Annotated in this window: 9 protein-coding genes; 7 read left to right on the plus strand and 2 right to left on the minus strand. The window is 35.0% G+C overall.

All coding sequences use genetic code 11. The annotated features are described in order from the left end of the window. Nucleotides 1-54 precede the first annotated feature (54 nt). Genes HCO57_RS09060 through HCO57_RS09075 form a run of 4 tightly spaced genes read left to right on the plus strand, consistent with a single transcriptional unit; the run spans nucleotide 55 to nucleotide 10,449 of the window. Entirely contained in the window at nucleotides 55-3,327 is a 3,273-nt protein-coding gene (locus HCO57_RS09060; protein WP_167988779.1) for an FG-GAP repeat domain-containing protein, read from the plus strand. Continuing rightward, a complete protein-coding gene (locus HCO57_RS09065; RefSeq protein ID WP_080319252.1) occupies nucleotides 3,311-3,901 on the plus strand; it encodes a hypothetical protein in 591 nt (196 codons plus the stop codon). Before HCO57_RS09060 ends, HCO57_RS09065 begins: the two co-directional genes overlap by 17 nt. Before the next feature lie 7 nt (nucleotides 3,902-3,908). Next, complete coding sequence (locus HCO57_RS09070; RefSeq protein WP_245167575.1) at nucleotides 3,909-7,187, plus strand: VCBS repeat-containing protein; 3,279 nt, start codon at nucleotides 3,909-3,911, stop codon at nucleotides 7,185-7,187. Further along, the gene (locus HCO57_RS09075; protein WP_167988781.1) at nucleotides 7,180-10,449 is read left to right on the plus strand and encodes a VCBS repeat-containing protein; all 3,270 of its coding nucleotides are present in this window, start codon (nucleotides 7,180-7,182) and stop codon (nucleotides 10,447-10,449) included. Before HCO57_RS09070 ends, HCO57_RS09075 begins: the two co-directional genes overlap by 8 nt. Nucleotides 10,450-10,511: 62 nt before the next feature. Here the strand turns inward: HCO57_RS09075 and HCO57_RS09080 are convergent, their stop codons facing one another. Then, a complete protein-coding gene (locus HCO57_RS09080) occupies nucleotides 10,512-12,164 on the minus strand; it encodes a solute:sodium symporter family transporter (RefSeq protein WP_167988782.1) in 1,653 nt (550 codons plus the stop codon). A gap of 215 nt (nucleotides 12,165-12,379) precedes the next feature. Here HCO57_RS09080 and HCO57_RS09085 point away from each other — a divergent pair, with 215 nt between their 5' ends. Both HCO57_RS09085 and HCO57_RS09090 read left to right on the plus strand, forming a co-directional pair. Continuing rightward, nucleotides 12,380-13,708, plus strand: a complete 1,329-nt coding sequence (locus tag HCO57_RS09085; RefSeq protein ID WP_167988783.1) for a vanadium-dependent haloperoxidase — start codon at nucleotides 12,380-12,382, stop codon at nucleotides 13,706-13,708. A gap of 82 nt (nucleotides 13,709-13,790) precedes the next feature. Next, nucleotides 13,791-14,645: a hypothetical protein gene (locus HCO57_RS09090; RefSeq protein ID WP_167988784.1), complete on the plus strand. Its 855-nt coding sequence runs from the start codon at nucleotides 13,791-13,793 to the stop codon at nucleotides 14,643-14,645. Here HCO57_RS09090 and HCO57_RS09095 read toward each other — a convergent pair. Continuing rightward, nucleotides 14,642-18,343 (minus strand): metallophosphoesterase, encoded by a 3,702-nt coding sequence (locus HCO57_RS09095; protein WP_167988785.1) that lies wholly within the window; start codon nucleotides 18,341-18,343, stop codon nucleotides 14,642-14,644. The genes HCO57_RS09090 and HCO57_RS09095 overlap by 4 nt on opposite strands. A 50-nt stretch (nucleotides 18,344-18,393) precedes the next feature. Here HCO57_RS09095 and HCO57_RS09100 point away from each other — a divergent pair, with 50 nt between their 5' ends. Further along, complete coding sequence (locus HCO57_RS09100) at nucleotides 18,394-19,602, plus strand: Pycsar system effector family protein (RefSeq protein WP_136950635.1); 1,209 nt, start codon at nucleotides 18,394-18,396, stop codon at nucleotides 19,600-19,602.

Genomic DNA, 19,602 nt, shown 5'->3' on the forward strand with positions numbered 1-19,602 from the left:
ATTAGTAATTTTAAAGGGTTGTTCAATAGAACAACCCTTTTTTTACTCCAATAAATGAGCAGACTCTTATTATTATCCTTTTTAATAGTACTATTTACTTCTTGCAACAAAGAGGAAAACCAAAACCATACTAAAGGAGATTCACTTTTCATATTAAAGGACAGTAATGTAACTGGTATTTACTTTAATAACAAGTTAACCTATACGGAGGATTTCAATCCTTATCTATACAGGAATTTCTATAATGGTGGAGGCGTTGCTATAGGCGATATAAATAATGATGGCTTAAATGATATTTATTTTACCGGCAATCAAGTAGGCAACAAACTCTATCTAAATAAAGGGAACTTTACTTTCCAAGATATCACACTAAAAGCAGGTGTAGCATGTAATAATATTTGGTCTACAGGTGCAACCATTGTAGACGTTAACGGAGATGGACTACAAGATATCTATGTTTGCAAAGCAGGACCGCCAGGAGGTACAAACCGCGCTAACGAGTTGTTTATTAACCAGGGAGACCTAACTTTTAAGGAGGAGGCTAAAAAATATGGTTTAGCAGTGAAAGGCCTTTCCGTGCAAGCTTCATTTTTTGATTATGATAAAGATGGGGATCTTGACTGCTACTTACTTAATAATTCATTAAAAGCGGTGGGCGGTTTCGACCTTATAAAAGACCAAAGAACCATTCCGGATATAACCGGTAATGGAAACAAATTTTTTATTAATGATGGTGGCAAATTTATTGAAGCATCTGAAAAGGTTGGTATTTACACAAGTAACATAGGGTTCGGATTAGGAATTACCCTTGGAGATTTTAATGATGATCATTGGACAGACATTTTCATATCTAATGATTTTTTTGAAAGAGATTACTTATATATCAACAAACAAGATGGTACTTTTTCCGAACAATTAGAAACCTACTTTTCATCCATATCCATGGGTTCCATGGGTGCGGACCTAGCTGACTTGAATAACGACTTAAAACCAGAGCTAGTAGTAACAGAAATGCTACCTTTAACTGAAGAGCGAAGAAAAACAAAGACCATTTATGAAAACTGGGATAAACAGCAACTAGCTGTAAAAAAAGGATACTTTAACCAATTTTCCAGGAACACCTTACAAACCAATTTAGGCAACAAAAACTATGTTGATATAAGTAGGGCTACTGGAATAGCCGCTACAGAATGGAGTTGGAGCGCACTCTTTTTTGATGCCGATAACGATGGCCTAAAAGATGTATTTATATCAAATGGAATTTATAAAGACCTTTTAGATAGAGACTACCTTTCATTTGAAGCAAATGACCAAGCCATTTCAGAAAAAATAAGAAATAAAGAACCAGATGTTATCAAAAAATTAATTGATGCCATGCCTAGCCAAGCAGTACCTAACCAAATGTTTCAAAATAATGGTGGATTGAATTTTACTTCTGTAAATACAAAGTGGGGATTAGACAAACCTAGCTTTAGCAATGGCAGTGTTTATTCTGATTTAGACAATGATGGAGACCTAGATTTGGTAGTTAATAACGTAAACATGCCTTCTTTTGTCTATGAAAACACTAGCAAAAATCATAACAATACCTTAAGGCTTTCGTTAAAGCAGAATGGCGACAACAATCAAGCTATAGGAGCTCAATTTTATTTTCGAAAAAATGGCACTACTATTAAACTAGAAGACAATTATATTACGAAAGGTTTTCAAAGTAGTATTTCTAGTACCATACTAGTTAGCACGAAAAAAGAAGAATTGGCAGATAGCCTTTATATTGTTTGGCCAAACAATGATTTAACGGCTCATGCTTTAAATTGGGACCTAAAACAACTCACAATACAAAAAGAGCAACATACCATTCTAGATATAAACAAGTTACCACCAACCAACAAAGAACGCATTCTAATTCCCGCGGATTCTTTATTTGCGTTTAAGCACAAAGAAAATGTATTTTCAGACTTTAATAAAGAAAGGTTATTACCCCAAATGTATAGCAATGAAGGTCCGGGTGTAGCCACTGCAGATTTAAACCAAGATGGTATTACAGACGTATTCGTTGGAGGGGCAAAATTTCAATCATCCTCCCTATTTCTTTCCAATGGTGCAAAAGACTTTTTGGAAAATACTACTTTTTTTGAGTCCGACATTAGATCAGAGGTAACTAAAGCCATTTTCATTGATGCAGATAATGATGGGGACCAAGATTTGTACGTGGGCCACGGTGGAAAAGCATTTGCTAACCAAGCGACTGAACTAGATGACGTATTATACCTAAACGACAAGAATAGTTTTACAAAAAGTAAGTTACAACCCAAGTTTCCAAAAAAAATAAATACAGGAGCTATTGCCAAAGGAGATATTGATAACGATGGTGATATAGACCTAGTGGTAGGTGAGCGTTTTATTACCGCCACCTATGGCTTACCAGGATCAATTTACATTCTAAGAAACAACGGTAATGGCCAATTTACAGTAGAATCACCCAAAGAATTAAAAGACATTGGGATGATTACATCATTGCTTTTACAAGACATAAATGATGATCAAAAATTAGATATTGTAGCCGCCGGTGAATGGATGTCTCCTAAAATATTCCTTTACGCCAATGAATTTTATAAGGACGCTACGAGTACTTATGGCCTAGCTAAACAGAATGGCCTTTGGACATCCTTATTCCTGCAAGATGTAGACAAAGACGGCGATTTAGATTTATTGGCCGGAAATATAGGCACGAACAACTTTTTTTCCAACGATATGAAAATGTATGTTGGAGACTTTGACCATAATGGATTTGTAGAACAAATTATATGCAAAGAATTAAATGGCTTATACTTTCCCATTGTAGATAAAGATGAGCTTATAGCACAAATACCCTCATTAAAAAAGAAATTTGTATACTACAAGGACTACGCAAATACAGATATAAGTCAATTTTTTAGTCCAGAGGTATTAAAGAATGCAAGAAATCTAAGCCTTACTACCTTAGAAAGCACTTTATTTATAAATGATGGTGATAAATTTACTGCCCAAACACTACCGCAACCCTTACAATTAAGTCCTATATATACCATAAAGGCAATTGATATTGATGAAGATGGGGAAAAGGACTTAATTTTTGGAGGTAATCAATTTTTAGTTAAACCTCAATTTGGTAGTTATGATGCTTCTAGAGGTTGGGTTATATTTGGCACTAAAAACGGTAATCTAGATGGCAAACCTATATCTCTTCAAATTAAAGGGCAAATAAGAGATTTTGCTTGGATTAAAAATCGCTTGACAGTTTTTTTAAATAATCAAAAAGTAATGTTTTATGATGTTAAGAAATAGCTTGTTGATGTTTACATTATCTGTTGTAATTCTGGTTAGTTGCGATAAGAAATCCAAATACGAACAAGTAGTGTTGGAGGAAAAAGCAACTGGTAAAATCTATGACAGTCTTTTTTTTGACTTTACTTTTGGACAAACAAAACAACAGTTCTTTAATCAGTGCTGGCAATTAAACAACCAGCAAAAAGTTTCACAGGGACCACAAAACAGTTTTGTACAATATATACTGCCCAAATCTCCAAAAGACAGCGCAACATCTAGTATTGTAATGCTCTTCTACGGTATTTTTGATAAAGACCAAATTATGACAGGGATGGATTTTAAATTTTACCATAGTGGTTGGTCTATGTGGAATAAGGATTTGCAGGCAGAAAAGCTCTTGCCTCAAGTTAGAGATTCTCTTTTAAAATGGTATCCAGGAAACGATTTTTTCGAAGTTAAGGGCAAAAACAGTTCCGAAACATTTTTAACTAAAGTAGATGGTAATCGTAGAATCGTAATTGAACCGCTAAAAGACACCAAAGATATTGATGTTAGAATAGACGATTTAAGATATGAACAAAAGACAAAATAATACATTGATGAAGTATACAGGATATTTAAGTTTATTGATTCTCATCATTTCATGTTCTAAATCTGACAAAAAACCAGATACACTTTTTGTATTAACAGACAGTACAGCAACCGGTATTTCATTTAGTAATGAGTTAACCTATACCAATGATTTTAATGTATACAAATACAGAAACTTCTATAACGGTGGTGGCGTGGCTTTAGGGGATATTAACAATGATGGTCTTTTAGACATTTACATGACAGCCAATCAAAAGGAAAACAAATTATTTTTGAATAAAGGTAATTTTACTTTTGAAGATATTACCAAAACTGCCAAAGTTGCTGGCAACAAACCCTGGTCTACTGGTGTAACCATGGTAGATATAAATGCCGATGGAAACTTAGATATATACGTATGTAATTCCGGTAATTTAGATGGCACAAACAAACAAAACGAGCTTTTTATTAATAATGGCGATGGTACGTTTATAGAACAAGCTGCAGCCTACGGTCTGGACGATAAAGGTTTTTCTACACATGCTTCTTTCTTTGACTATGATAAAGACGGGGATTTAGATGCCTATATTTTGAACAATTCTTATCAAGCTATTGGCAGCTTCGACCTTAGAAGAGTGGAAAGACCCAAAAAAGACCTTTTGGGAGGCGATAAGTTACTTAGAAACGACAATGGGAAATTTGTTGATGTTAGCCAAGAAGCTGGTATTTATGGTAGTGTCATTGGCTTTGGACTGGGTGTTACTGTAGGTGACGTAAATAATGATGGCTGGGAAGATATTTATATTTCAAATGATTTTTTTGAGCGAGATTATCTATACATAAACCAGCAAAATGGAAGCTTTAAAGAAGACCTAGAAAATCAAATTTCTAGTACAAGTGCAGCCTCAATGGGAGCAGATATGGCAGACATTAACAATGATGGGTATAATGATATTTTTGTAACAGATATGCTTCCATCAGAATATGAAAGACTAAAAACAGTCACAACATTTGAAGATTGGAATAGATATCGTTTAAAAGTTAATAATGATTATCACCATCAATTTACACGCAATACTTTTCAATTAAATAATGCCAATGGGTCTTTTAGTGAAATAAGTAGGTTAAGTGGTGTTAATGCGTCTGATTGGAGTTGGGGTGCTTTGCTGTTCGACATGGACAATGACGGGTATAAAGATTTGTTTATCGCCAACGGTATTTACAGAGATATAACTAACCAAGATTACCTACAGTATATTTCCAATGAAGAAATAATGAAATCCATTGTAAATAACAATACCGTGGATTATAAAAAGCTCATAGAAATTATCCCATCTAATAAAGTGGCAAATCATGCCTATAAAAATTCTGGTGGTCTGCTTTTTGAAAATTTTGAAAATAGTGGCCTATGGACCCCTAGCTTTTCAAATGGATCAGCTTATGGAGATTTAGATAATGATGGCGATTTAGATTTAATCGTGAACAACGTTAATATGCAAGCGTTTGTTTATAAGAATACAGCAGTAGAAAAGACAAATGGCCATTACATTAAATTCGATTTAAAAGGCGAAAAAAACAACCTCTTTGCTATAGGAGCCAAGATAGTTTTAGAAGACAAACAAGCTATAGAAAACCAACCAGCAAGGGGGTTTCAATCAAGTATAGATATAAGACCTAATTTTGGATTAAAAAACAATAATCCAGTATCTGGCATCATTATTTGGCCATCTGGCAAGGAGACCAAATTCAGCAATCTTGCACCAAATAAAACGTATGAGTTCTCAGAAAAAGATGCTGACATTAAAACACAACATGACCAGTTAAATACATCTGATTCTTATTTTTTTGAGCACACTAATATTACTGACTTTAAGCATAAAGAAAATAAGTTTGTAGATTTTTACAAAGACAGGTTACTATATCATTTTTATAGTACCCAAGGACCAAAAATGGATAGTGGCGACATCAATGGTGATGGTATTGAGGATTTAATAATTGGTGGTTCTAAAGGGAATACTACGACCATACTTTTGGGCAACCCTTCAAATTACAAAGCTTTAGAGAACAATTTTTTTGAGGCTAGCCTTAGACAAGAAGATACAGACGTTCTCCTATTTGATGCAGATAATGATGGAGACCTAGACCTCTATGTCTGTAGTGGAGGAATAGAATATGGAAGAAATTCCCAAGATTTTAAAGATCGGCTCTATTTTAATGACGGTAAAGGAAACTTTAACTTAAGTAGACATATTTTACCAAACAATAAGGGTTTTTATAGCACGTCAACTGTAAAAAACACGGATATTGATGGAGATGGAAATCAGGATTTATTTGTTGGAGAGCGCTTAGTTCCTCTTCAGTTTGGCCAAGCGTGTTCTGGATTTATCTTGTCCAATGACGGTAAAGGTAATTTTACGGACGTAACCACATCTGTTGCTCCCCAGTTAAAAAACTTGGGAATGATTACTGACGCCGAGTTTTCTGATATTGATAATGATGGAGATCAAGACTTAATTGTTATTGGAGAGTTTATGGGTATTAGCTTATTCATAAATCAAGATGGAAAATTTAATTTAGATAATTCTAGTAGTCTAAATCAGTACAAAGGCTGGTGGAATACCATTAAGAAGGTAGATTTAGATAATGATAAACTTCCTGATTTTGTTCTTGGCAATCAGGGTTTAAATAGTAGTTTTAAAGCAAGTAAGGACCTACCTATTACGCTATACACCAATGATTATGATGCAAATGGGTTCATAGACCCAATCCTTGCCTTTAGAAGCAAAGATGGAAAAGACTATCCGTATGCACTTCGGCACGATTTAATAGACCAAATAAAACCTTTAAAGAAGACATTCCCAGATTACAATAGTTTTAAGGACAAAAGCATGGATCAAATGTTTACTCCTGATCTGGTTAATTCTTCCAAGAAAATAGAAACCAATATTTTGGAGTCGGTTATCTTAAAAAACAAAGGTAATGGCGAATTTGAAGTAATTGTTTTACCCATAGAAGCTCAATTCACCTCTATTTTTTCAATTCAAAATTTGGATTATGATCATGACGGAGATCAAGATTTAATAGTTGCAGGTAATTTATTTGGGGTAAAACCAGAGGTTGGCAAATATGACGGTCTAAAGGGTCTAGTGTTGGAAAACAAAGGAGATTTTAAATTTGTTCCCCACAAAGAAGGCCTTGGATTAAAAATAGAAGGTGAAGTTAGAGATATGCATATCATCAATAATATTTTGGTGGTCTCCAGAAACAATGATACTATTTTAACATTTGAATTAAAAACGAATGATTAGACTTAAGAAATACACACTGTTTGTTTTAGTAATCCTCGTTTTTTTTTCGTGTACTGATAAAAAAAACACGTCTAAAGAAGTAAAAGTACAACCCGCCCGTATTTATTTTAATTCTTTGGACGCCTCTAAAACTGGAATAGAATTTATTAATAACCTAACTTTTAGAGATAGTTTAAACATTATAGATTACCTCTACTATTACAACGGTGGCGGTGTTGCATTAGGCGATATAAACAATGATGGTTTGGATGACATCTACCTAAGTGCCAACCAATCTATGGACAAACTATATTTAAATCTTGGTGGTTTTAAATTTAAAGAAATTACCAAAGAAGCCGGTCTTAAAATAGACAATACTTGGTCTAGCGGTGTTACTATGGAAGATATAAACAATGACGGCTTTTTAGATATCTATGTATGTAAGGTAGGCGAATATAAAGACCTTGACGCCAAAAACTTACTGTACATAAATAATGGAAACAACACCTTCACGGAAAAAGCTGAAACCTACGGTTTAGCGTTTAGTGGATTATCTACACAAGCTTCTTTTTTTGATATGGATAATGATGGTGATATGGACATGTATTTAATGAACCATTCTACCCACACAACACGTAGTTACAACAATATTAGCGCTAGAGATACCAATGACCCTATTTCAGGTGACCGCTTGTATGAAAATCTTCTTAGTGATGGCCAGCAAATTTTTAAGGATGTTACAGATAAATCTGGGATATATTCAAGTCCTCTTGGATATGGATTAGCCTTGAATACTTCGGATATAAATGACGATGGCTATATTGATATATATGTAGGGAATGATTTTCATGAGAACGACTATTTGTATCTCAATCAAGGTGATAAAACGTTTAAAGAGGTAGGTCAGGACTATTTAGGGCATACTACACGCTTTACCATGGGGGTAGATGTAATGGATATGAATATGGACAACAAGCTAGATATTTTTACGCTAGATATGATGCCCAACAATAATGAAATCTTCTTGAAATCAGGCGGTGAAGACTCGGATAAGGTTGCAAAAATAAAAGAGAATTATGGGTTTGGAGAACAGTATGCACGTAATACCTTTCAACTAAACCAAGGAGACCACTTCACAGATGTTGCATTGCTTACCAATACTTTTGCTACGGATTGGAGCTGGAGTGTTTTGCTACAAGATTTTGACCTAGATGGCCTAAATGATATATACATTACCAATGGAATATATAAGCGCCCTAACGATTTAGACTATATTAAATACTTAAGTAATGTAGATTTTTCTTCATTTACAAAGGAGGAAACCACCAATATAAAGAAAGAGCTAATAGAAAAAATGCCTACGATTAAACTACCCAATACGGTGTTTAAAAATAATGGCAATTTAAATTTTGAACCCTTTACGCTAGAAGCGGGGCAAGAACCCTCCCATTCTAATGGAGCAGCATATTCTGACTTGGATAATGACGGCGACTTAGATCTTGTGGTAAATAACATAAACCAACCAGTTAGTATTCTAGAAAATACCAGTGAACGAGATAATTATAATTACTCCAGTTTAAAATTAGATGGCAATGAATTATTGCATAATACTAATGGCGCTAAAGTATATTTATATTCCAATAATAAAGTACAACGAAAAGATTTATCTACCGTAAAAGGTTTTCAGAGCACCTCAACTAGAATTTTAAGCTTTGGTCTAGGTAAAAGCAATAAGATAGATTCTGTAAAGGTTAAATGGCTAGATGGTACGGAAGATGTATTTCTAAACGTTCCTTTAAACCAAACAACCGTACTTAATAAGACATTAAAAGCCAAGAAACAAAGTACGCCACAATCCCTTAGCCATACTTTTACTACTTTCCCTTATGTTCATTTAGAAAACAACTATTTAGATTATGAAAGAGAAAGTTTAATTCCAGAAAAATTATCTACAGAAGGCCCCTGTGTCGTTTATGCGGATTTTAATAATGATAGTCTTCCAGATTTATATCTTGGTGGTGCTAAATATCAATCTCCCTCCTTATTTATAAACGCTGGCAATGGTGATTTTGAGCTTAAAAAAGTAGAAAGCCTATTAAAAGATGGGGTTTATGAAGACACGGATGCTGTTGCTTTGGATATTGACAATGATGGAGATTTAGACCTTTATGTTATGAGCGGAGGCAATGATAATGCAGAAGGAAGCGATTATCTTGAAGACAGAATATACATCAATGATGGTGCAGCCAATTTTAGACGCTTACCGTTAGATATGCTTAAGAACAATGGAGGGAGTGTTTCTACCATAGACTTTAATAAAGATGGTCATTTAGACCTCTTTATAGGCAATAGGTCTATACCAGGCGGTTACGGCCTATCACCATCTAGTTACATTCTAGCAAGTAACGGTAAAGGACAATTCAACGTTGCAGCAAAACTAAGAATGGGAATGGTAACTGACAGTCAATGGGCAGATATTAATCAAGATGGACTTCCAGACCTAGTTGTAGTGGGCGATTGGATGCCAGTTTCTATTTATCTGAATAAAGGGGAAAACAAGTTTGAAAATGCCACTCAAGATTTTGGATTGGAGAACACCAACGGAATGTGGAACACAGTAAAAGTAATCGATTTAAATAAAGATGGAAATTTAGAAATACTAGCAGGAAACACCGGCCTTAACCATAAATGGAAAGCATCCAAAGAAAAACCTGTAAAACTTTATCTAGATGATTTTGATAAGAATACGCAATTAGACCCAATTATTTTTTATGACTTCTTTGGGTCGTACGTTCCATTCGCGAACAAAGACAACCTTTCTAGCCAAATACCTAGTCTTAAAAAAAGATTTCCAGATTATAGTTCTTTCGCGTCCGTAAATAGTCTAAATGATTTATTTCCTAATAAAGAAGAAACGGTTTTGGAGATAAAGGAAATTAAAGAATTAAGGTCTATGTTATTCAACTTAAAGAATGGTAAATATACCGGCACCGTTTTACCTGTACAGGCGCAATTTAGTACCATTGAAGATTTTTCCATTGACCTTGAAAAAAAGCAGATTCTTTACGTTGGTAATTACTCTGGTTTTGTAAATGAACTCGGCAATACTGAGGCCAATGCTGGCGGTATTATCAAATATACCACTACATTGGATTTAAAACATAAAGAAAACTTAGAACTACCCCCATTTATAAATGCGAGAAAGATTATCCCTCTAAATAAAACAGATTATCTGGTATTAGTAAACAACGGCAGTAGTTATATATTAAAACAAAGAAATTAAAATTAAAAAGGGCTATCGATATATTTATCGATAGCCCTTTGCTTACTTTTTTCTTTCAAGATTTACTTAGCAAAATACCAATATATAGCAATTACGATTATACAGATTATTGCGCCAAACTGCTTAACATATTTAAACGGCGTAATATTTACTTGTTTACTGTACTCTTGAATATAAGGTGTTTCTCTAGGCTTTAAATATCCTATTATTAACATCAAAATCACATTAAATAGGAAGAGTGATGCTGATACGTGCAAAAAATGCGGATAAGCCTCTGATTCAATTAAGCTAAGTTGCACAGGATCTGTAATTCCAGCTTTTGCTGCTTCATCAAGAGCATTGGCAACTAATTTTGGTTTTACAATAAACTGACTTATAATATACATTACGCTTCCAGCAATTATTCCAATTTTGGCAGCGATTGCAGGGACTCTTTTGGTTAAATAGCCTACCACAATAATGGTAAAAATTGGTATACTATAAATACCATTAATCTCCTGCAAATAGTTAAATAAACTGCCTGCATTCGCAATTAATGGCGCTATAAACATTGCGGATAGTGCCAAACCTACCCCAAATATTTTTCCATATTTAACCACTGTTGTTTCCGCTGCATCTTTATTAATGTGTTGTTTATAAATATCTATACCAAATAAGGTTACAGAACTATTTAAAACACTATTAAAAGAACTTAAAATGGCTCCAAATAAAACAGCCACAAAAAAACCAACTAAATAATCAGGCAGTACCGCTCTTACCAATTCTGGATATGCTATGTCACTACTATCAAGATTTCCTTCAAAATAATAGAAGGCAATCATACCCGGAAGCACTAAAATTAAGGGACCAAGGATCTTTAAAAAGGCAGCTAATAAAAGTCCTTTCTGCCCTTCGGCTAAATTTTTGGCTCCAAGTGCACGCTGTATAATTTGTTGGTTAGTACCCCAATAAAATAATTGAACTAACATCATCCCAGTAAAAATTGTAGAAAAAGGTACTTCTTGTCCGCTATTCCCAGTAGAATCAAAACGTTCGGGATTCGCATTCATTAAAGTATCTAAACCTCCAAAAACACTACCATCGCCAATAGTCATTAAACCAAATACCGGTATTAAAATACCTCCTATCATTAAACCTATGGCATTAATACTATCAGAAACCGCAACAGCTTTTAAACCTCCAAATACGGCATAAATAGAACCAATAATACCTATACCCCATATACAGATTACTAATGCAGTTTTATCGGAAACACCTAGCATTTCTGGTATATTAAACATTCCACTTATCGCTACTGAACCAGAATATAAAATTACAGGTAATAATACCACTACATAACCTGTTAAAAACAGACCTGAAGTAATTGTTTTGGTAGAAACATCAAAGCGGTCTGCTAAAAACTGAGGCACCGTAGTTAAACCACTTTTAAGATACCTTGGTAATAGAAATATAGCTGTCACTACCATTGCAATAGCTGCCAACGTTTCCCAAGCCATAACGGATAATCCATCTTTATAAGCACTACCGTTTAAACCCACTATTTGTTCAGTAGATAAATTGGTTAATAAAAGTGAGCCTGCTATTACCCCTGCAGTTAAGCTTCTACCTCCTAAAAAGTAGCCATCCGAGGTAGTTTCATTAGTTGACCTAGTTGATAAATAGGCAATAAGTGCCACGAGTCCGGTGAAGCCAACAAAAGAGATTATTCCAAGCATTTAATTGTCTATTTTGAATATATTCTTGTAAATATACAGGTCTTTAAAAAAAACAGAAAAAGAATTAGAATTTTCTAAGAATGTTGGAATTTAATACGCATTATTTAACAAACAACAGATATATCTAAATACTTATTTACCGTCGCTAACGCTATTTAGCTATCTTATCTTATTTTTGTTTCGTATTAAGTACGACCACAACAATAAATTTCAGAATGAATAAATTAAAGCTATTTGTGCTTGTTGCGGCTTTGATATCCGCATGTAACACAAACAAGAAACCCATAACAATTTCTCCAGAAGATTTTCATACTTCCGTTGATAAGGTAACAGAAATTATGATTCATGATATCTTCTCACCACCAGTAGCCAGCCGTATTTTTACCTACCCCAACATAGCTGCTTATGAGATTTTAGCCAAAAACGACTCTAGCTACCTATCGCTGGCCGGGCAATTAACTGATTTGAATGCCATACCAGAACCAAATTCCGAAGAAAACCTTAATTATGATTTGGCCGCCTTAATTGCACATATGCAATTAGGCAAACAATTGATTTTTTCCGAAGCCAAATATGATGTTTTGATTGATAGTCTTTACACACAATGGGAAAACCAAAACGAAAAGGAGTTTTTTGCTTCTAAAGAATACGGGCTTAGTGTTGCAAAACATATCACGGATTGGATGAATAAAGACAACTACAACCAAACCCGTACCATGCCTAAATTTACGGTAGATTCTGACGACCCTACCCGTTGGCAACCTACTCCACCAGCGTACATGGACGGCATAGAACCACATTGGAACAAGATTAGACCTTTTGTTATTGATAGCGCGGCGCAATTTAAACCTATTCCACCGCCGCCATTTTCCATGGAAGAAGGAAGTGATTTTTACAAAGAAGTTAAAGAGGTTTATGATATTAGCAATGAAATTACTGCTAAAGGAGACGATTCAGAAGAAGTGGCCATTGCTAAATTTTGGGATTGTAATCCGTATGTTTCTGTAACTCGTGGACACCTTATGTTTGCGACAAAGAAAATTACACCGGGCGCTCATTGGATTGGTATAACTAAAATAGCTGCCAGAAAAACCAAATCTAATTTAATAGAAACCGTGCATGCGTACACCAAAACTTCCTTAGCTATAGCTGATGCCTTTATCAGTTGTTGGGATGAGAAATATAGAAGTAACCTTATTAGACCAGAAACATTAATAAACGAATATTTTGATGAAGCTTGGGTGCCTGTTTTACAAACCCCTCCTTTTCCAGAATACACAAGCGGTCACAGTGTGGTTTCTGGTGCTGCCAGCACAGCTTTAACAAGCATTTATGGTGACAATTTTGCTTTTGATGATGATACAGAAATACCCTATGGCTTGCCCGTGCGCTCATTTACTTCCTTCAACTCTGCTGCAGAAGAAGCTGCTATAAGCCGTATGTACGGCGGCATACATTATCGAGCCGCAGTTGAAGTTGGTGTTAAACAAGGACGGAATTTAGGTAAGTTCCTTGTAGATAATATTAAAATGAAGGTAGATTAATATAAAGATTATAAAAACTCTAACAACAACTATAGAGTCATTCTTACTAAAGCTGTTTAACTTTAATAACAAAATTTATTAAATGGTTAAACAGCTTTTTTTATTACTTATTTTTAGTATCACCCTAGCTAATTGCCAAAACAGCGGTAATTTAAAGGTATTAACAGACTTACCATCGAGCCAAAAAGAGAACTCTGGTTTGGCTATTTATGGTGATAATCTTTGGCTTATAGAAGATAGTGGAAATAAAGATGAAATTACCCAAATGAACCTCAAAGGAGAAATTCTTAAGGATTTGGAGGTGAAAAATGCAAAAAATAAAGATTGGGAAGACCTAGCTCAAGATAACTCTGGCAATCTTTACATAGGTGATTTTGGCAATAATAGTAGCGACAGAGAAGATTTAGTGATTTACAAACTTCCTAACCCAGAAGATGAACCTGGGGATAAGATTGATGCGGAAAAGATTAAATTTAGTTACCCCAACCAACTAGAAATTCCTTCCAAAAAAAAAGACCGTCATTTTGATGCCGAAGCTTTTTTCCACTGGGGCAATAGTCTTTACATTATCACTAAAAATAGAGCAAGGCCATACGATGGTAAAACCTTTGTTTTTAAAGTACTGGATACTCCCGGTGACTATAAAGCAGATTTGATAGCTACGTGGAATACCTGTGACGACCAAGAAAAATGCTCTATAACTAGCGCAACCATTTCTAAAGATGGTTCTAAGATTGCGCTGATTAGCTATGGTTATTTGTGGTTAATCACCAATTTTACCTTGGATGATTTTACCCAAGGTGATATTGAAAAAATTGATTTAGGGTATAACGGCCAGTTAGAATCTGTAGTGTTTTATGACGACAATACACTTCTTCTTTCAGATGAACGTAGCCACGGTATGGGCGGTAATTTATATTCTTTTAGCTTAAATTAAAACCCGAAGCCTATACCAAAAGCAAAACGCATACCATCTGTACTATTAAATAAGCTCACATTCGCAGAAATTAAATCGGACCCATTTAGAAAAAATCCACCTCCATAGCTATTATGCCATTGACCAGAAGCATCATTAGGTTGCCATACTCGCCCATAATCAAAACCGGCAAATAAGCCAGGCGTTACTGGTAAAATACTAGTTCTCCTTTTTCTAAAACTTAATCGTAAATCTGTTTTTTGAGAATAGGCAGTCTTACCCGTAAAACGTTGAAAACGATAGCCTCTTAAGCCATTGCTTGCACCCAAGGTTGCCCCTTGGTAAAATTCGTAACCATTACCTATATTAAAATGCCCTTTAAATTCTGTAGCCAGAACCAATTGCCCGTTAGAAGATATTCTATGGTCAAACGCAATTTTGGGAATTATGTACCCAAACGTATTTTCGGACTCCGTTATATTAGCCTTATAACCACTAACCAAACTGAATGCCATACCCATTGTTGGGTAGGCTTCATTATCTGTATTGACATAACTATACTCCCCTTCTATGCCTAAAAATTGCAACTTATTCTCCTCTCCATTAGCCACGTAAAATTCGTTTACAAATCGGCCTTCAGATTCTTCTACTTCAATATCTTCAAAACTACTCCCTAAGCGTACTTTAGACCCCAATGGCCCTCTCCATACAAAAGAGGGTGAAACTGCTAGGGTTCTTAATTTTACCCTATTATAGTCTAAACCTAAATCATCATCCAAATTTTCTGTTTCGTTACCAAAACCAAAGAAATTCTGGGTAAAATTAGGGCTGGTAAATTGTGCTTTTACTTCTAGATTTACATTTTCTAGTACATTTTGAAATTCACCTCTATAACCTAGCTCAAAACCACTGGTAGCAAAGTAATATGCCCCATTTAACACGTGTTGTTGGGTAAATGGATTCTGCCTAAAACCATTATAGGTGTAGGTATTGGTAAAGCCAACTTTTACACCATCATCTGGATTAAAGCCAACCGCAGGTAATAATTGATTTGTACTTGCTTTTATTTTTAAGAATTGGTAACTATTGGTATCATAATCATTTATTTTATTAATATGCCCACCAAAGGCTTCATCGTATGTATTTTTCTTAGTTTTAAAATCATAAACATGTACGCCTTTAGCTTGTTCATTAATTTTATAAATATCATTATTCTGACCCCCTACTAGCCTAATTTTAATTTTACCTCCCTTTCCGTTTACTTCAAAAATATCATCATCATCTAAACCATAAACCCAAATCTCTTTGGTGTATTCAGGGTCATACAATTTATCAAAAAACAAGTCTTTCTTCTGACCTCCTTTATTACGATATACCTTAACGTCTACTTTATTATTTGGCAAGGATTGTATTACAAAATAATCATCCTTATCAGTTCCCGTAATTACACTGTATTTATTTAAAACTTTAAAATAGTCTCTCGCTGTATGCCACAGCCCTTTTTTACGTTCTAATAAAGTGTGTTTTATTTTTGCTACAGTCTCATCCTTTACTTCTTCTGGAAAATTGGACAACCCTTGATTTATCACCTCTTCTGTAATGTTCTTTTGTAGAAAACGAGCCTGTTCCTCCCATTGCTCTAGCGTAGTTTCTGACAATAAAGCCATATCTAAAGCAAAAGTTTTAGGGCTAGAATTAAAACCCTTAACACTGGTTATTTCTTCTTTAAAACCTTCGAACAAGCGTAAACCAGGAATAATTTTGGTTGCAACAGACATTAAAGCCCCATCGCCCATAATGGAATACACTTGGTCTCTATCTCTTGGGATTGGCTTTAAAATTTTATCGCCATTTTCTTGCTTAAATTGCGCCCAGCGCCATTGATCATTATGGCGGTCCCAATCACCTATCAACATATCAAACAAACGTGCACGGACATAGCTATCCGCATCTAACTTGTATTCCTCGTCTTTTCTTAATTTTTCAAAAAGCTTATCTGTACTTTCTATTTTTTCTGCGTATCCAAAACTGGGTATATCATGCCCTTCTGACACATGTTCCTCTATCATATACAATTCGTCCCCAAAATCGGTATTAAAATCTTCTAAGGCCTTTTGCTTAGGGATATAATACAGTTTGGGGTTTGTATGGAACAGATTTGCAGCGTCAGACAATTCGCCCACAGTAAAGGGAGCATATGGGTGAGAGCCTGTGTAAAAATCGGCAAGAATTTCTTCTGTTTTAGTGTTTTCAAACTCCCCGATAACATATTCATTTTTAAATGCTAAAGCTTGTAAATAAAGCTCTGCACTCTTTTTTAAGGCACGCATAACATACTGCCTACCATCTTTCGCCTCTAAACGCAAGGATTTAGATTGATGTCCTCCCCCTTTACGCACTGGTTTTAATCCGCCAAACAAGGTATCTAAATCTACTGTTTTTGCCTTTACTGGAGTAGCATAGTACTTACGGTAACGCTCGCCCCACAAGGTTTTAAAGAAACCCGTCTTCTCTACCTCTTCTTCTGTATAGACCGATGCATTTACGTATTCAGGAAAGTCTAAATCACCCTCATATTTAAAATATTGTCTGTCTGGAGGTAATACCAAACTACTAAAAAGGTGTTGTTCTTGAGTAGTATTTGCCCCGTAGAAATCTACTTTAGAAGAACCGTCTGTATAAACTTCCATTATAGCATAACCACGACTACCCGTTGTAAACTTACTACCATTAAGCAATCTTGTATATCCTTTTTTTGCACCCGAACCACTTACTATCTGCGGTATATTTTCTTCTACAATGTATTGTAAAGTATGCTCGTGACCCGAGACAAATACCACTTTTTCTGAGTATTGCGCCAAGGTTACAATACGCTTTTTCAATTCGTTATAGCGCTTATTACTTTGGTCTTCTATAGATCCTCCAGAAGTTCTACGTAGTACGTTTACCAAGGTTCCAAAAATAGGAAGTGGGACTTTAGAGGTTGCTTTTAAATGCTGCTTAAACGAGAATTGTCCGCCATGAGAACCATAGGTAAACATAGGGTGGTGTAATGCAATAATGGTGGTTTTATCTCTATTATCCTTTATTTTATCTTCTAGCTCCAACAAAAATTGTTCTCTATCTTTAATGTCACAATCATCATTAATAGTTGGATGTCTATCCCAATTGACTAAAAACCATTCTGAATCTATAGTTATAAGGGTAACATCTTCATTAATTTCTATATCTTCTATAGGGCAGCCGTTTTCTGGAAAAAACACATCTTTACTCCCCAATACCTCTTGTATATATTCTTCTTGGCGTTCCAATCCTTTTAGTCCTTCGTTATACCAATCATGATTACCAGGAATAAATATTTTATTGCCTTTAAAGTTATTCAGTGTAGCCAACTGGGCATCTAAATGATTTTTTGCTGTGAGCCAAGCTATGGTGGAATCTTTTTTATCTGGCAAACCTGCAGGATAGATGTTATCTCCTAAAAACAACGCCGTACTATTTTCTGGCGCATTATCTAGACGATTTTTAAACGCTTTCAACGTGTTATTCATATCTCCCATGGGCGACAAACCTGCATCCCCAATTAGAAAAAAAGTATGAGAAACCTCTTTATCCACAGTTATTGGCGCATCTGTGTAGCCAGTTGCATATTTGGAACGGTATGTGGCACAGCCAATTAGTAAAACAGAAATGGATAGCGTTAGCATTAATTTTTTCATAGCGTTCCTTTATCTTTAATTTTTGTACTTTGTCTATTCAATATACAACTATGTCGCAAATACTTCAAAAAGCTGAATCTTTTGTTACTGATTTATTAACCAATGAATTAGACCCTAATTTTCTCTACCATAATCTTAGACATACGCAGCGAGTAGTAGAGAGTTTAGAAGAGCTTTTAGAACATTATAAACCTAAAGCAAAAACCAAAGAAGCGTTGCTGCTTGCTGCTTGGTTTCACGATACTGGTTACACCAAGTCCGTAACGGAACATGAGAAAAACAGCTGTATACTAGCACGCGAATTTCTGGAAAAAGAAGGAGTAGACCATGCCCAAATAGAACAAATTTGCGCTTATATCATGGCCACGGAAAAAGGATACGAGCCACAAAATTTAGAAGAACAGATAATTAGAGATGCAGATGCATCCCACTTAGGACAAAAAAGCTACCCAGATACCACAGAATTACTCCGCATGGAGTTGTCCCAACTGGGTATTGCAGAGTACTCCCCGTCTGAATGGCGAGAAGAAAACATAAAAATGTTCCGTGCAGACCACTTTTATTATACGGATTACGCTAAAGAAAATTGGCAAGCCCGCAAGGATAAAAACATTAAAAAACTTGTAAAGCGCAAAAAGAACGAGAAGGATATTGCCAAAAAGGAAATGCTTAAAGCAAAATTTAAGAGTGAAAGTCCTGAACGTGGCATACAAACTATGTTCCGCGTTACCATGCGTAACCACCTAAAATTAAGTGATATTGCAGATACCAAGGCAAACATCTTACTTTCTGTAAATGCTATTATTATTTCTCTGGTTTTAGCCAACCTTATTCCAAAACTAGATAATCCGTATAACCAGTATCTAATAATACCAACTTCTATATTTTTACTGTTCAGTATTGTGAGTATGATATTTGCCATACTAGCCACAAGGCCCAATGTAACCAGTGGTGAGTTTAGTAAGGAAGACGTAGAACAGAAAAAGGTTAATCTTTTATTCTTTGGCAACTTTCATAAAATGGCTTTGCCAGATTATGAGTGGGCTATACAAGAATTAATAAAAGACAAGGCATTTGTTTACTCTAATCTTACCAAAGATTTGTATTATCTAGGAGTTGTTCTACAGAAAAAATACAAATTACTAAGATTAACGTATACCATATTTGCAATTGGCATGGTACTCTCAGTAATTGCCTTTATTATAGCCCTAAAATTCTATGGTCCAGAACGTGTTCTAGACCAGTTAACAACCCCTTAG

It is taken from the genome of Croceivirga sp. JEA036 (assembly GCF_011882165.1).
Taxonomy (GTDB): domain Bacteria; phylum Bacteroidota; class Bacteroidia; order Flavobacteriales; family Flavobacteriaceae; genus Croceivirga.

Excerpts from the sequence above, each read along its gene's own strand:
- HCO57_RS09060 (WP_167988779.1), top strand. The coding sequence starts at position 55 with ATGAGCAGACTCTTATTATTATCCTTTTTAATAGTACTATTTACTTCT.
- HCO57_RS09065 (WP_080319252.1), top strand. The coding sequence starts at position 3,311 with ATGATGTTAAGAAATAGCTTGTTGATGTTTACATTATCTGTTGTAATT.
- HCO57_RS09070 (WP_245167575.1), top strand. The coding sequence starts at position 3,909 with ATGAAGTATACAGGATATTTAAGTTTATTGATTCTCATCATTTCATGT.
- HCO57_RS09075 (WP_167988781.1), top strand. The coding sequence starts at position 7,180 with ATGATTAGACTTAAGAAATACACACTGTTTGTTTTAGTAATCCTCGTT.
- HCO57_RS09080 (WP_167988782.1), bottom strand. The coding sequence starts at position 12,164 with ATGCTTGGAATAATCTCTTTTGTTGGCTTCACCGGACTCGTGGCACTT.
- HCO57_RS09085 (WP_167988783.1), top strand. The coding sequence starts at position 12,380 with ATGAATAAATTAAAGCTATTTGTGCTTGTTGCGGCTTTGATATCCGCA.
- HCO57_RS09090 (WP_167988784.1), top strand. The coding sequence starts at position 13,791 with ATGGTTAAACAGCTTTTTTTATTACTTATTTTTAGTATCACCCTAGCT.
- HCO57_RS09095 (WP_167988785.1), bottom strand. The coding sequence starts at position 18,343 with ATGAAAAAATTAATGCTAACGCTATCCATTTCTGTTTTACTAATTGGC.
- HCO57_RS09100 (WP_136950635.1), top strand. The coding sequence starts at position 18,394 with ATGTCGCAAATACTTCAAAAAGCTGAATCTTTTGTTACTGATTTATTA.